The sequence below is a fragment of the Buchnera aphidicola (Sipha maydis) genome (assembly GCF_024029855.1).
GTDB classification, from domain to species: domain Bacteria; phylum Pseudomonadota; class Gammaproteobacteria; order Enterobacterales; family Enterobacteriaceae; genus Buchnera_J; species Buchnera_J aphidicola_BI.
Genome location: NZ_CP097205.1, coordinates 196,628 through 209,209 on the forward strand (window position 1 = coordinate 196,628; position 12,582 = coordinate 209,209).

Sequence of the window (12,582 nt, forward strand, 5' to 3'; positions counted from 1 at the left end):
ATTAAATTTTCACATTATTATATTATTTTTTATATTTTTTGCTATAAAGAAAATTTCACGAGATTGTGACCTAGAAGCGCATGGTTTATAAACTTTTACTTGAAAAAAATTTTTTTTTATACATTGAAAATATAAATCAGAATCACCTCCTTGAAAAACCTTTGTAATAAAAAATCCTTTTTTAGATAAAAGTTTTTGAGATAAATTTAAGGCAATTTTACTTAAATAAATAGATTTATGTACGTCAATTAAAACATGACCAGTAGTTTTTGGAGATAGATCAGACATGAGTAAATCTACTTTTTTATTCTTTAAATTATCCACAATAGACAAATATGTCTTGTAATTTTCTACATCTCCTTGAATAAATTTAACTCCTGCAATTGGCTTCATAAAAGAAATATCACATGCAATAATATTCTTATTACAGCCAACTTGATTAACAGCGTATTCTGACCAACTTCCTGGAGAGGATCCTATATCTAAAATAGTATTACAGTTTCGAAAAACATTAAATTTTTTATTAATTTCATCAATTTTAAACCAAGCCCTTGAACGAAAATTTTTTTCATGTGCTTTTCTCACATAAATATCTTGAAAATAATTTCTTAACCAAAATTTAGAGCTAGGATTTTTTTTTTTAGTCATAATTTTTATAAATAGAAATAAAATTTTTTATTAAAATATTCTATAAAAAAATAGAAAAAATCAAATCATATATATTTAATAAAATATTATTTTGTAAAAATTACTAAAAATAAATTATTTATTTTTTTTAGTGATTTTTTTTTTAACATACAAGAAATAAAAATATTTTAATTTATAAAATATATTTAATTTATGCATATGCATTATATTAAAAAAATATTTTTATATATACTCTATTTTTTTTACTTGATATTTAACACAACCAGTAGGAGTATGTATTTTTGCTAACTCATCTTTTTTTTTTCCAAGTAATCCTTGCGCCATTGGAGAATTGATAGAAATTTTTTTTTTTTTTAAATTAGATTCATCATCACCTACAATTTGATAAGTATAATTTTTTTTAGATTTTATATTTGAAATAGTTACTTTTGCGCCAAAAAAAACTTTTTCTTTATTATGAATATTTTTTGTATCGATTACATAAGCATTTAACAATTTAAACGAGATTTCACGTATTCTTCCTTCACAGAAACTTTGTTCTTCTCTGGCTGCATGATATTCAGCATTTTCTTTTAAATCTCCATAAGCTCGAGCTTTTTTAATTGCAGAAATAATTTTAGGACGTTTAATTAATTTTAATTCATTTAATTCTTTTCGCAGTTTTTTTTCACCATTTATTGTCATAAAAACTTTTACATTCATATAATCACCTTAAACATATATAAAATATTTATTTTATATAATAAAAAATTCCATGTTTGAAAATAAAATTTTTACATTAAAAATATTTTTTAAAATAAAGTTAAAAAAAATTTAAGAAGAAATACAAATTTTATTATAAATGAATTTATAAATAAAAATAATAAATTTATAAAATACATGATATATTAATTATAATGAACATTTATATAAAATTTATATAGTTTATAGAAACTACATAAAAAATTTTATTATCTCTCTAAAATGAAAATCTATAAATATGAACAAAAAAATTCAAAATATCTTGATAAAAGAATTAAAATTATATTATGTACATGTAAAAAAGAAAGATAACTACTATAAAATAGTAGCTGTAGGAGACATTTTTTTGGGAAAAAATGAAGTTGAAAAACAAAAAAAAATATATTCTCCTTTATTAAAATATATTCAAAATAACAAAATACACGCTGTTTCCATTAAAACATATTCTATAAAAGAATGGCAAAAAATTAATTCACAAGAAGAGAAAAAATAAATATAAAAAAACAAAAAAAAATATATTTTTTAAATTCTTAATATTATTTTCACAATATAAATAAATATAAAATGCATTATATTTCATATAAAATTTCATTTTTAAGAAATAAATGATAAAATAAAAAATATTTTTAACCATTATAAATTATAATATATTGGTTCAATAATAATACATAAAATACTTAAAAAAATTTTCAAACTAAAAAAAAATTATATTATAAAAAACTGGAGTTTTTATGTACGCTGTATTTATGCATGGAGGAAAGCAGTATAAAGTGAAAATAGGACAAACTCTTAAAATAGAAAAAATAAAAAAAAAAGTTGGAAAAATAATATCTTTCCATAATATTTTATTTGTTAAAAAAAATAAAAAAATTTTTTTAGGAAACCCTATTTTAAAAAATACTACCATACAAGCTTTTATTTTTAATCATGGAAAAGCAAAAAAAATTAATATAATAAAATTTAATAGAAGAAAACATTATAAAAAAAAACAAGGACATAGACAAAGATATACAAGTATTAAAATACAAAATATTAATTTAAACAATAAGGATTCATAAATATGGCACAAAAGAAAGCTGGAGGATCGACAAGAAATGGACGAGACTCGATTGGAAAAAGACTAGGAGTTAAATGCTTTGGAGGGGAGTTTGTAAAATCTGGATCAATTATTGTTAAACAAAGAGGAACAAAATTTCATCCAGGAATAAATACAAAACAAGGAAAAGATCATACAATATATTCAATCATACATGGTATTGTTGAATTTAAAAGACATGGAAAAAATAAAAAAAAAATTATTAATATAATTCCTTAAAAATATTAATTCAAATAATTTAAATTTGTTATTGTTCATAATAAAAAATTTTTTATAAATTTTAAAAAAAAATTTTTATAAAAAATTATTTGGAAAACAAATGAAATTTATTGATGAAGCAATAATTACAGTACAAGCTGGAAATGGAGGACATGGAATAATCAGTTTTAGGCGTGAAAAAAATGCTCCTAAAGGAGGTCCGGATGGAGGTGATGGAGGAAATGGAGGAAGTATTATTTTTCAAGCAAATAAAAATCTAAATACTTTAGTAGATTATACATTTCAGAAATTTATTACTGCTGAAAATGGAAAAAATGGACAAAAAAGAAAAAAATCTGGGAAAAAAGGAAAAGATAAAATACTTTTTATACCAATTGGTACAAAAATAATTAACCCTTATAGTAATGAAATTATTAAAGAATTCAAATATCATAAGCAATCTTTTCTCTTTCTTAAAGGAGGATGGCATGGATTAGGAAATGATCGTTTTAAATCTCCTACAAATAGAGCTCCAAAAAAAAGATCTTTAGGAAAAATAGGAGAAAAGAAAACTATAAAGTTAGAACTTTCTCTTCTCGCAGATATTGGAATTTTAGGATTACCAAATGTAGGAAAATCTACTTTTATTAAAAGAATATCTTCAGCTAAACCTAAAATTGGAAATTATTTTTTTACAACATTAATACCAAATCTAGGTGTTTTTTCAACTAATTCTAATAAAAAACTGATTATTGCTGATATTCCTGGAATTATTTCAGGTGCATCAAAAGGAGTCGGTTTAGGATTAAATTTTTTAAAACATTTAGAAAAATGTACAATTCTTTTACATATGATTGATTTATCTGTATTAAATTACAAAAAAATTATTCAAGATATCAAAACTATCATACACGAAATAAAAAAATATAGTTTAATACTATACAATAAACCGAGATGGATTGTGTTTAATAAAGTAGATTTAATTACTAAAAAAGATGCTATTGTTAAAATAAAAAAAATTCAAAAAAAAATTAAAACTATAAAAAAATATTATATTATTTCTTCTATTACAAAATATGGAATAAAAAAAATTTGTCGAGATTTAAGTAATTTAGTATAAATTCTTATAGAAAAAATAAAAAAATAAAAAATAAAAAAAAAAAAAAAAATAAATTATATTTTATACAAGTTAAAAATTAATTTAAAATGTTATATATTGATTATTTAACTTGTATATATTAAAAAATTGATAATACTCTTTATTATCTCTTAGAAAATTGTGGTCTTCGTCTCGCTTTTCTAAATCCAACTTTCTTTCTTTCAACTTGACGAGAATCACGTGTAACAAATCCAAATTTTTTTAATTCTTTTAAGAAAACAGAGTCATATTTTATTAAAGCTCTTGTAATGCCTTGTCTAATAGCTCCTGCTTGACCAGAAATACCTCCACCTTTCACTGTAATATAAAAATCAAATTTATTTTTCAAATCTAATAATTCTAAAGGTTGTACAATAATCATACAAGAAGTTTTTCGACTAAAATATTTTTCTAATCTTAATTCATTAACAAATATTTTACCATCACCAATTCTCAAAAAAACACGAGCAGAAGAAGACTTCCGACGACCTGTACCATAATTTTGTAATTTTTCCATATTTTTTTATTCCTAAATTAAACTTGTAGAAAAATTGGTTTTTGCGCTGTATGATTATGAAATTTTCCAGAATATACTTTTAATTTTTTAAACATACATCTTCCTAAAGGACCTTTAGGTAACATTCCTAAAACAGATTTTTTTATAATCCTTTCAGGAAATTTAATCAAAATATCTGAAAAACTATTTTTCTTTAAACCTCCAGGATAACCTGTATATCTATAATAGATTTTTTTTTTATTTTTTTTTCCAGTAATATTTATTTTATTTGCATTAATAACAATAATATAATCGCCAACATCCAAATGTGGAGTATATATTTTTTTATGTTTTCCACGTAAATAATGTGCAATAGTACTAGATAAACGACCTAATATTTTTCCAGTAGCATCTACATAATACCATTTTCTATAAATATCTTTTGAAGAAACGGAAAAACTTTTGATATTCATTTATATAAGATCTCATATTAATATTTTCAATTTTATAAAACTGAAAATGAATGTTATAATAAATAAAACTAATTTCATAACACTATTATAATAGAAAAAAAAATATTATTAAAAATATTTAAAACAAAATATATCAAACATTTTTTTAGATATTATTTTTATAAATAAAAAATATTTAGCATGCAATAAATTTATTACTTTAAATAAATATATATAATAGAGAAAATAAATATGAATAAAAATAAAAATCTCTTCTTATTAAGAAAAAAAATAAATAAAATCGATGAATCAATTATTTCTCTTTTAGCGAAAAGAAATATAATTTCTAAAAAAATTATTAAAGAGAAAATAAAAATAAATTATCCAATCAAAGATGTTAAAAGAGAAAAAAAAATATTTACAAAAATCATTAAAAAAGGAAAAAATTTGAAATTAAAAAAAAAATTTTTATTAAAAGTATTTAAAAAAATCATTAAAAATTCAGTTAAAATACAAAAAAAAATTTTAAAAAAAAAAAAAGTAAAAATTTCTTTTTTAGGTCCTAAAGGATCTTATTCACATCTTGCTTTTTTGAAATATTCTAAAAAAAAAATAAAAAATTTTGTCCAATTTCATGCAAAACATTTGAGAAAGTTATAAAAAATGTTCTTAAAAAAAAATCTCAATATGCAATTCTCCCAATAAAAAATAATTTTTCTGGAAAAATTTCTGAAACAAACTCTTTATTAAATAATAAAAAACTCTTTATTGAAGATAAAATAAAAATTTCAATCAAACATTGCCTCATATCATATAAAAATACATTTCCTGAAAATATAAAATTACTTTATAGTCATTCTCAGCCTATCAAACAATGTATTTCATTTATAAAAAAATTTCCAAAATGGAAAATTAAATATACAAAAAGTTCTTCTGAAGCAATAAAAAAAATTTCTATTTTAAAAAAAAAAGGTTTTGCTGCAATTGGAAATAAAAAATGTAGTAAAATATATAATTTAAATGTCATAAAAAAAAATATATCAGATAAAAAAAATAATTCTACTATATTTTATATAGTATCAAAAAAGAAAAAATAAATGTTTTAATAAAATTTATATTTATTGAAATTATTAATACAAATAATTATTATAAAAAATTTTTTAAATAATGCGATGCAAATAATTTTGAGTGAAAATTATGTTTAATAATTTAAAAAAAAGTTTTTCAAAAATAATAAAAAAAATCTCTAATCAAGGAAGAATTACAGAAAATCATATTCAAAATATATTAAGAGAAGTAAGAATTTCTTTATTAGAAGCTGATGTTTCCTTATATGTCATTAAAAAACTATTATCAGAAATAAAAAAAAAATGTGTAGGGAAAAATATTAATGATTCTTTAACACCTGGACAAGAATTTATAAAAATATTACATCACGAGTTAAAATCTCTTATAGGGAACGAAAATAATTCTATTACATTTAAAAATAAAAAACTATCAATATTTTTATTTATCGGGTTACAAGGAGTAGGTAAAACAACCAGTGTTGGAAAATTAGCAAAATTTTGTTTAGAACAATACAAAAAAAAAATATTAATTGTGTCAACAGACATTTATAGATCAGCAGCAATTAAACAATTAGAAATCATTGCGAAAAAAATTAAAGTGGATTTCTTTCCAGCAAACAACACTGAAAAACCAGAAGATATCGCAAAAAAAGCAATAGATTATGCTAAAATAAAAAAATATGATGTTTTAATGATTGATTCTGCAGGAAGATTACATATCGATATTAATTTAATGCAAGAAATTAAAAATATATATCAATTAACGAATCCATTAGAAACAATATTTGTTATAGATTCTATGAGTGGACAGGATGCTATTAATGTTATTAAAAAATTTAGAAAATTATTACCTATAACAGGAATCTTTTTAACTAAAACAGATTCAAATACTAGATGCGGAGTTGTTTTATCATTAAAATATATTACAAAAATTCCTATTAAATTTATTGGAAATGGAGAAAAACTAAATAACATTGAATATTTTAATTCAGATAAAATAGCTTCAAAAATACTAGGTATGGAAGATAAAATATCAATAATTGAATCTATAGAAAAAAAGGTTGATAAAAAATACATAAAAAAACTTGATACAGAAATTAAATTAGGAAAAAAATTTAATTTAAATGATTTTTTAGAACAAATAAGACAAATTAAAAAATTAGGAAATATTAAAAATTTATTACAAAAATTCCCTTTTAATTCTTATTTTCAACAAAATGTTTTATTCGATGTAAATAATACTATGTTTACTAAAATTGAAGCAATTATTCAATCTATGACTATTAAAGAAAGAACAAACCCAAAAATAATCCAAAGAACAAGAAAAAAAAGAATTGCTTTAGGATCTGGAACAAAAATACAAGATATAAACAAATTATTAAAACAATTTCAAATGATGAAAAAAATGATGAAAAACATGAAGCAAGGTGGAATAATGAATTTTTTTCAAAAAATTAAAAATATGATTTATTAGTTTTTAAAAAAATATATCTCATTTAAAAAAAATATATAATTGTTAAAAAGAGGAAAAATGGTTAAAATCAGACTTTCTAGACATGGATCGAGAAAAAAACCTTTTTATAGAATTGTTGTCACAGATAGCAGATCAGCTAGAAATGGTCGTTTTATAGAAAAAATTGGTTTTTTTAATCCAATAGGTTATTTAAAAAATGAAAAATTTAAAATAAATTTTAATAAAGTAGAATATTGGAAAAAAATTGGTGCAAAAATATCTCCAAGAGTACAATATTTAATTAAAACTTATCAATAATTGAAAATAAAATTACAAAAAATATAATACAAATGACAAAAATAATTTTAGGGAAAATATGTTCTTCTCATGGAATATTAGGTTGGATGAAAATATTTTCTTATACTGAAAAAAAAAAAAAAATTTTTCAATATAATCCATTATATTATGAAATAGGAAACAAAAAAAATAAATTAAAAATTCAAGATTGGAAATGTCAAAAAAATTTTTTTTTAATAAGAGTCAAAAATATTATCAATAGAAGCGCATCAGATTTATTAAAAAACATCAAAATATTCATTTATCACACACAACTAAAACACATAAAAAATGTATATTATTGGTATGAATTAATAAATTTTGAAGTTTTTAATACTCAAAAAAAATTTTTAGGAACAGTTAAAAATATTATACGAACTCCATCTAATGATATATTAATTATCAATAAAAAAAAAAATTACCAAAATAAAGAAATATTAATTCCTTTTATTGAAAAAAAAATTATCAAAAAAATTAAAAGAAAAAAAAAAAAAATATTAATTAATTGGAATATATAAAAATTAGAAAGGATAAAATATCAATTTTAAAATAATAACTATTTTTCCAGAAATGTTTAATTCTATAATGAATTATGGGCTTATTGCACGTGCAGTTAAAAAAAAACTTATTAATTTATTTTTTTTTAATATAAGAGACTTTAGTAAAAATAAAAATAAGAAAATAGACGATAGACCTTATGGAGGAGGACCTGGAATGATTATGAGTTTTCTTCCACTAAAAAACTCTATTATACAAGCAAAAAAAAATGATCAATCTTTGATAATATATCTTTCACCTCAAGGGAAAAAAATAACATATAAAAAATTAAAAAAATTATCAAAAAAAAAAAGTCTCATATTAATATGTGGAAGATATCAAGGAATAGATCAAAGAATTATTGATAAATATATTGATGAAGAAATATCTATTGGAGACTATATATTAACTGGAGGCGAATTAGCAGCAATGGTTTTGATAGATGGAATTTCTAGATTTATACCAGGAGTCATTAAAAAAAAAATATCTCAACATGAAGATTCATTTGCAAAAAATTTATTAGATTACCCACATTATACAAGGCCAAGAATCATAGATGGAATGAAAGTTCCTAAAGTATTATTGTCTGGAAATCACAAAAAAATTCATACATGGAGATTAAAAAAATCGATTCAACAAACATTATTAAAAAAACCAAAGTTATTTCAAAAAAGAATAAATATTATTCAAAATAAAATTTTTCAAAAAAAATCTAAAAAATAATACTACTTTAAAAAAAAAATATGAATAAAATAATAAAAGAAATAGATGTAAAACAAATTAAAAAAAATATACCAAAATTTCATGCAGGAGATACATTAGAAATTCAAGTGTGGGTAATAGAAGGAGCAAAAAAACGTTTACAATCATTTGAGGGTATTGTAATTTCAAAAAAAAACCGAGGTTTGCAATCTGCTTTTTGCGTAAGAAAAATATCTCATGGAGAAGGAGTAGAAAGAGTTTTCCAAACTCATTCTAAAAATATCGAAAAAATCTTTCTAAAAAGAAAAGGAAAAGTTAGACAAGCAAAATTATATTATCTCAGAAAGAGATTTGGAAAATCTGCTCGCATTACAGAAAGAATGTAATTTCATTATTGCATGTACATAAAAAAAAATATTTACATACACGCAGTCATAAAATAACTTGTGACTGCATGATTGATTTTTTAATATATTTTTATTATTTAGTACCTCCAACAGTTAAATTATTTATTTTGATAGTAGGTTGACCAACACATACAGGAACACATTGTCCTTCTTTTGAACATATTCCTATTCCATTTTCAATAAATAAATCATTTCCTACCATAGAAATTTTTTTCATCACTTCTATTCCGGAACCAATAAGAGTAACATCTTTTATAGGTGTAACAATTTTCCCATTTCTAATTAAATATGCTTCTGAAGTAGAAAAAACAAATTCTCCTGAAGTAATATCTACTTGTCCTCCATTAAAACTAACAGCATAAATTCCATAATCTACACTTTCTATAATATCTTTTACTGTAGATTTTCCAGGTAACATATAAGTATTAGTCATACGAGGCATAGGAACATGACGATAAGATTCTCTTCTTCCGCTTCCTGTTGAAACTGTTTCCATTAAACTAGCATTAAATTTATCTTGAAGATATTTTTTTAAAATTCCATTTTTTACTAAAATATTACGTTGTCCAGGAGTTCCTTCATCATCAATAGATATCGATCCTCGAAATTCTTTTTTTGTTCCATCATCTATTACTGTACATAAACTAGATGTAATTTTTTTATTAATTTTATCACTATAAACAGATAATTTTTTGCGATTAAAATCTCCTTCTAAACCATGACCGACAGCTTCATGTAATAAAACTCCAGGTAAACCAGATCCTAAAACCACTGGAAAATATCCAGAAGGAGCTTCTTTCGCAAATAAATTTAAAATAGAAACTCTAGCAGCTTCTTCAGCTATTTTTTTTATATTAGATATTCCGTTTTTATCTTTTTCTAAAAAATATTTATATGTTCCTCTTATTCCTTGACCGTTTGTTCCCATTTCTCTTCTACTTTTATTTTCAGATAAAACACTAACAGTAAGAGAAACTAATGGTCTAATATCTGCAGATAAAACACCATCTATAGAAACTACTAATATATATTCATATGCTCCAAACAAACAAGCATTCACATGAGATACTCTAGAATCATATTTTCTAGAAATTTTATCTATCTGATGCAATAAATCCAATTTTTCAAAATTCGGAATCGAATTAAGTGGATTTACAAAATTATAATAAGATTGATGTTCACTTCGTAAAATTTTTTTTTTAAAAAATACTTTTTTATTTTTTGAAATATCTTTCACATAAGTAGAAATTTTTCTTAATCCTTGTAGATTAATTTGATCTATAGAAGCGAAGCTAGTTATTTTATTATGTATTGCTCTTAATCCAATTCCTTTATCTATATTATAGATTCCATTTTTAATAATTTTATCTTCTAAAATCCAAGATTCAGATATCTTATCTTGAAAATAAATATCAGAATAATTTAATTCTTTAGTAGAAAGATCTGAAAAAATTGAATATATATTTTCTATACTAATATTATTAGTATTTAAAATTTTTTTTTTTACAATATTAAAACTCATGATTTCTCTCTTTATTATTAAAATTTTTAAAACATACATTTTATATAAAAAAATAAATATATTTTTTAATATAGAACAATTAAATAAAAATTTTTTCAATATTTGTTCTTATATTGTATAATATAAATTATTATAATTAACTAATATAAAAAATATGAAAAAAAAATTTAATATATTATTATTAAATGGTCCTAATCTAAACCTTCTAGGAACAAGAGAAAAAAATATTTATGGAAAAACATCATTTTCTGATTTAATACAAGAATTATTAATATATTCAAAAAAACTAAAAATAAATCTTGTTCATCTGCAATCAAATGCTGAACATATATTAATTGATAAAATACATAATTCAAAAAATATAATAGATTATATTATTATTAATCCTGCTGCGTTTGCACATACAAGTATTTCTCTTAGAGATGCATTATTAGGAGTAAATATTCCATTTATTGAAATACATATATCAAATATTTATGCTCGAGAAAATTTTCGCGCTCATTCTTGGATTTCTGATATTTCTTCTGGAATTATTTGCGGATTAGGATTAGATGGATATAAATGGGCATTAAAAACCGCTGTTAAAAGATTATCTCAATAATTTTTTTTTTAAATTTCATAAATTGAAAAAACGTCAATTTATAAAATAAATTAATCTATTTCATTATTTACATAAAACAAGTTTTAAAAAATATTTTTAATAAAAATAACTAATATATTCAAAATATATATATATTTTCTAAGTACAAATTTGTGAAAAATTTTATTCTAAGAAAGAAAATTCTGCATGTCTTTAGGAAGATTTAATCTTATAACAATTTTTTTTTTTGTTATTGGATGAATAAAATTAATTTTATAAGCATGTAATGCCTGTCTAGGAAAATTTTTTACCTTGTAAAATTCTGAACTTTTTTCTAAACCTTTAAAAATATTATAATTACATCTATATTTTTTATCTCCTAAAATCGGATGTTGAATATATAACATATGCACTCTAATTTGATGCGTTCTACCTGTTTTTAAACGTATTTTTAGTAAAGTATAATATCTATATTTTTTCTTTATAGAATAATAAGTAATCGCATGTTTACCAAATGAACTTACAGTCATACAAGTACGTTTTTTTAAATTTCTACTAATAGGAGCGTTAATACATCCTCCATATTTTATTTTTCCTAATACAATAGCTTGATATTCTCTAGTAATTTCTCTTTTTTTCATCATTTTTTTTAAAAGTAAATATGATAAAAAAGTTTTTGCAATAATTATTAATCCTGAAGTATCTTTATCTAAACGATGAATAATACCTGCTCTTGGAATTTTTTTAATAAATTTATAATAATTAATTAAACCATTTAATAAAGTTCCAGTATCATTTCCAAATCCTGGATGAACGACTAAAGAAGGTTTTTTATTAATTACTAATAAATATTTATCTTCATATACAATATCTAATGACATTTTTTGAGGAGATAAATTATCACTCTGTTTAGAAAAAAATTTAACATTTAAAGAATCTCCTTTCATAATTCTAAAATCTGGAGAATTTACAATTGTGTTATTAACGAAAACACAATTTTTTAAAATACATTTTTTAAAATGATTTCTTGAATATTTTGGATAAGAAAGTGATAAAAATTTATCTAATCTATATTTATTAAATTTTTTTTTAAGAACAACGTTTCTCAAAAAAATTAAATTTTTCATATAACAAATCCTTATATTTTAATAAATAAAAAATAAATTTAAAAAATATTTAATTTTTTTAATATTTTATTTAACAGTTTAA

At 20.9% G+C, this 12,582-nt stretch carries 18 protein-coding genes; 12 read left to right on the top strand and 6 right to left on the bottom strand.

Annotation, left to right across the window (positions count from 1 at the left end):
• Window positions 1–9 precede the first annotated feature (9 nt).
• Together M3Y47_RS00845 and greA are read right to left on the bottom strand one after the other, a co-directional pair.
• Entirely contained in the window at window positions 10–648 is a 639-nt protein-coding gene (locus M3Y47_RS00845) for an RlmE family RNA methyltransferase (RefSeq protein ID WP_252839597.1), read from the bottom strand.
• A 222-nt stretch (window positions 649–870) separates the two neighbouring features.
• Window positions 871–1,350 (bottom strand): transcription elongation factor GreA, encoded by a 480-nt coding sequence (greA, locus tag M3Y47_RS00850; RefSeq protein WP_252839598.1) that lies wholly within the window; start codon window positions 1,348–1,350, stop codon window positions 871–873.
• 277 nt (window positions 1,351–1,627) lie between these two features.
• Here greA and M3Y47_RS00855 point away from each other — a divergent pair, with 277 nt between their 5' ends.
• The 4 genes from M3Y47_RS00855 to cgtA all read left to right on the top strand — a co-directional run bounded on the left by M3Y47_RS00855 (window position 1,628) and on the right by cgtA (window position 3,803).
• Window positions 1,628–1,882: a BolA/IbaG family iron-sulfur metabolism protein gene (locus M3Y47_RS00855; protein WP_252839599.1), complete on the top strand. Its 255-nt coding sequence runs from the start codon at window positions 1,628–1,630 to the stop codon at window positions 1,880–1,882.
• 238 nt (window positions 1,883–2,120) lie between these two features.
• Window positions 2,121–2,447 carry a 50S ribosomal protein L21 gene (gene rplU, locus M3Y47_RS00860; protein WP_252839600.1) on the top strand — a complete coding sequence of 109 codons (327 nt, stop codon included), beginning with the start codon at window positions 2,121–2,123 and terminating at the stop codon, window positions 2,445–2,447.
• 2 nt (window positions 2,448–2,449) lie between these two features.
• The gene (gene rpmA, locus M3Y47_RS00865; RefSeq protein ID WP_252839601.1) at window positions 2,450–2,704 is read left to right on the top strand and encodes a 50S ribosomal protein L27; all 255 of its coding nucleotides are present in this window, start codon (window positions 2,450–2,452) and stop codon (window positions 2,702–2,704) included.
• Between the two features lie 100 nt (window positions 2,705–2,804).
• Window positions 2,805–3,803, top strand: a complete 999-nt coding sequence (gene cgtA / locus M3Y47_RS00870; protein ID WP_252839602.1) for an Obg family GTPase CgtA — start codon at window positions 2,805–2,807, stop codon at window positions 3,801–3,803.
• A 142-nt stretch (window positions 3,804–3,945) separates the two neighbouring features.
• Here the strand turns inward: cgtA and rpsI are convergent, their stop codons facing one another.
• Both rpsI and rplM read right to left on the bottom strand, forming a co-directional pair.
• Complete coding sequence (gene rpsI / locus M3Y47_RS00875) at window positions 3,946–4,338, bottom strand: 30S ribosomal protein S9 (protein ID WP_252839603.1); 393 nt, start codon at window positions 4,336–4,338, stop codon at window positions 3,946–3,948.
• Window positions 4,339–4,355: 17 nt separating this feature from the next.
• Window positions 4,356–4,784, bottom strand: coding sequence for a 50S ribosomal protein L13 (rplM, locus tag M3Y47_RS00880; protein ID WP_252839635.1), 429 nt, complete (start codon window positions 4,782–4,784; stop codon window positions 4,356–4,358).
• Between the two features lie 237 nt (window positions 4,785–5,021).
• Between rplM and M3Y47_RS00885 the strand changes: the two genes are divergently transcribed.
• The 7 genes from M3Y47_RS00885 to rplS all read left to right on the top strand — a co-directional run bounded on the left by M3Y47_RS00885 (window position 5,022) and on the right by rplS (window position 9,250).
• Window positions 5,022–5,429 carry a chorismate mutase gene (locus M3Y47_RS00885; protein ID WP_252839604.1) on the top strand — a complete coding sequence of 136 codons (408 nt, stop codon included), beginning with the start codon at window positions 5,022–5,024 and terminating at the stop codon, window positions 5,427–5,429.
• Window positions 5,426–5,866, top strand: a complete 441-nt coding sequence (locus M3Y47_RS02245; RefSeq protein ID WP_350030243.1) for a prephenate dehydratase domain-containing protein — start codon at window positions 5,426–5,428, stop codon at window positions 5,864–5,866. The genes M3Y47_RS00885 and M3Y47_RS02245 overlap by 4 nt, the downstream gene beginning before the upstream one ends.
• Before the next feature lie 100 nt (window positions 5,867–5,966).
• The gene (gene ffh / locus M3Y47_RS00890; protein ID WP_252839605.1) at window positions 5,967–7,310 is read left to right on the top strand and encodes a signal recognition particle protein; all 1,344 of its coding nucleotides are present in this window, start codon (window positions 5,967–5,969) and stop codon (window positions 7,308–7,310) included.
• 57 nt (window positions 7,311–7,367) lie between these two features.
• Complete coding sequence (rpsP, locus tag M3Y47_RS00895) at window positions 7,368–7,607, top strand: 30S ribosomal protein S16 (RefSeq protein WP_252839606.1); 240 nt, start codon at window positions 7,368–7,370, stop codon at window positions 7,605–7,607.
• Between the two features lie 32 nt (window positions 7,608–7,639).
• On the top strand, window positions 7,640–8,143 hold the full coding sequence (gene rimM, locus M3Y47_RS00900; protein WP_252839607.1) for a ribosome maturation factor RimM: 504 nt from the start codon (window positions 7,640–7,642) through the stop codon (window positions 8,141–8,143).
• Window positions 8,144–8,195: 52 nt separating this feature from the next.
• The gene (gene trmD / locus M3Y47_RS00905; RefSeq protein ID WP_436835289.1) at window positions 8,196–8,885 is read left to right on the top strand and encodes a tRNA (guanosine(37)-N1)-methyltransferase TrmD; all 690 of its coding nucleotides are present in this window, start codon (window positions 8,196–8,198) and stop codon (window positions 8,883–8,885) included.
• Window positions 8,886–8,905: 20 nt separating this feature from the next.
• Window positions 8,906–9,250: a 50S ribosomal protein L19 gene (gene rplS, locus M3Y47_RS00910; RefSeq protein ID WP_252839609.1), complete on the top strand. Its 345-nt coding sequence runs from the start codon at window positions 8,906–8,908 to the stop codon at window positions 9,248–9,250.
• A 94-nt stretch (window positions 9,251–9,344) separates the two neighbouring features.
• Here the strand turns inward: rplS and tldD are convergent, their stop codons facing one another.
• The gene (tldD, locus tag M3Y47_RS00915) at window positions 9,345–10,793 is read right to left on the bottom strand and encodes a metalloprotease TldD (RefSeq protein ID WP_252839610.1); all 1,449 of its coding nucleotides are present in this window, start codon (window positions 10,791–10,793) and stop codon (window positions 9,345–9,347) included.
• 154 nt (window positions 10,794–10,947) lie between these two features.
• Here tldD and aroQ point away from each other — a divergent pair, with 154 nt between their 5' ends.
• Window positions 10,948–11,394, top strand: a complete 447-nt coding sequence (gene aroQ, locus M3Y47_RS00920; RefSeq protein ID WP_252839611.1) for a type II 3-dehydroquinate dehydratase — start codon at window positions 10,948–10,950, stop codon at window positions 11,392–11,394.
• Between the two features lie 167 nt (window positions 11,395–11,561).
• Here aroQ and M3Y47_RS00925 read toward each other — a convergent pair whose 3' ends face one another.
• Window positions 11,562–12,500 carry an RluA family pseudouridine synthase gene (locus M3Y47_RS00925; protein ID WP_252839612.1) on the bottom strand — a complete coding sequence of 313 codons (939 nt, stop codon included), beginning with the start codon at window positions 12,498–12,500 and terminating at the stop codon, window positions 11,562–11,564.
• Between the last annotated feature and the right edge of the window lie 82 nt (window positions 12,501–12,582).